This is a genomic window from Staphylococcus sp. EG-SA-2 (genome assembly GCF_017152085.1).
The window spans coordinates 1-1,335 of sequence record NZ_JACYHC010000798.1; the positions used below are offsets into that span (position 1 = coordinate 1).

Annotated in this window: 1 protein-coding gene and 1 pseudogene; one reads left to right on the forward strand and one right to left on the reverse strand. The window is 33.0% G+C overall.

Annotated features, from left to right (window positions below):
* Window positions 1-239: pseudogene (gene cvfB, locus IDG60_RS14550) on the reverse strand (RNA-binding virulence regulatory protein CvfB); the annotation flags it as partial.
* A gap of 146 nt (window positions 240-385) precedes the next feature.
* Here cvfB and IDG60_RS14555 point away from each other — a divergent pair.
* On the forward strand, window positions 386-1,335 hold a 950-nt coding region (locus IDG60_RS14555; RefSeq protein ID WP_206160835.1), incomplete at its 3' end, for an ATP-binding cassette domain-containing protein.

A 1,335-nucleotide genomic window follows, 5' to 3' on the forward strand; every position in this document is an offset into this window, starting at 1 on the left:
TCATATTTATCTTTCGTAATATCAGGCATATTTTGAGTTGCAAATAATTCACCTGAACGGTTTGGATAAATGAAGAAACTATATTCTTCACCTACTTCTAATTCATCATCATCGTTCATTTCTGATTGGTTTAACTTTACGTTTTCACCGTTTGGTCCTTTTAAAAGGTAAGTTGAGCCTTGTAACCCTACTACTTCAAGGAATTCTATAGAACCTACTATATCTTTGTCTAATGCCATGTTATTCTCCTTCGATTCTTGTATTCTTTATTATTATAACATGTGTGAGTCATTCTATCATTACAACTTATATGAGGTCGAAACTGTGACGATAATATGATATAATTCTTCCGTTAGAATATCGAATGAAAAAAAGGAGAAAATGCATGTTACAAGTAACTGATGTGAGTTTACGTTTTGGAGATCGTAAACTATTTGAAGATGTAAATATTAAATTTACAGAAGGTAATTGTTATGGATTAATTGGTGCGAATGGTGCAGGTAAATCAACATTCTTAAAAATATTATCTGGTGAATTAGATTCTCAAACAGGACATGTTTCATTAGGTAAAAATGAACGTCTAGCTGTTTTAAAACAGGACCACTATGCTTATGAAGATGAACGCGTGCTTGATGTTGTAATTAAAGGTCACGAACGTCTTTATGAGGTTATGAAAGAAAAAGATGAAATCTATATGAAGCCAGATTTCAGTGATGAAGATGGTATCCGTGCTGCTGAACTTGAAGGTGAATTTGCAGAAATGAATGGTTGGAATGCTGAAGCTGATGCTGCTAACCTTTTATCTGGTTTAGGTATCGATCCAACTTTACACGATAAAAAAATGGCTGAATTAGAAAACAACCAAAAAATTAAAGTATTATTAGCGCAAAGTTTATTCGGTGAACCAGACGTACTATTACTGGATGAGCCTACTAACGGTCTCGATATTCCAGCAATCAGTTGGTTAGAAGATTTCTTAATTAACTTTGATAATACTGTTATCGTAGTATCGCATGACCGTCATTTCTTAAATAATGTATGTACTCATATCGCTGATTTAGACTTCGGTAAAATTAAAGTTTATGTTGGTAACTATGATTTTTGGTATCAATCTAGTCAGTTAGCTCAAAAGATGGCTCAAGAACAAAACAAGAAAAAAGAAGAAAAAATGAAAGAGTTACAGGACTTTATTGCACGTTTCTCAGCTAACGCTTCTAAATCTAAACAAGCAACAAGTCGTAAAAAACAACTTGAGAAAATTGAATTAGATGATATTCAACCATCATCAAGAAGATATCCTTTCGTTAAATTCACGCCTGAGCGTGAGATTGGTAA